Raw genomic sequence first — 330 nt, forward strand, 5'->3', positions numbered from 1 at the left:
GTCAGGACGACGCGGGTCTTCTGCGGCGCCGGCTCCTCGCTCTTGCCGTATTCCAGCACGTTGCGCGACAGGCTGGCGGCGCGGCTCAGGGCGCGCTCCAGCCTAGGCAAGGCCTTGGCGACCTGGGGGTCGGCCGACGCCGCCAGCCGGTCCGACGCCATCTGGGCCGAGGTCAGCATGTTGCGCAGGTCGTGGTTGATCTTTGCCACCGCCTCGCCCAGCGCGACCAGACGCGCGCGCGAACGCAAAGAATGGCGCACCTCCTCCTGCATTCGGCTCAGTTCGCGCTCGACCCGGCCGATCTCGTCGTGCCGGTCGGACGGGGCCTCG

At 70.9% G+C, this 330-nt stretch carries 1 protein-coding gene; it reads right to left on the bottom strand.

The genetic code is table 11. The features are described from left to right. Positions 1-330, bottom strand: a 330-nt coding sequence (locus tag CVH10_RS18935) for a histidine kinase dimerization/phospho-acceptor domain-containing protein (RefSeq protein WP_146143076.1), incomplete at both ends; no start/stop codon positions are given.

It is taken from the genome of Halomonas sp. ND22Bw, from assembly GCF_003011945.1.
Lineage (GTDB): Bacteria > Pseudomonadota > Gammaproteobacteria > Pseudomonadales > Halomonadaceae > Halomonas > Halomonas halophila.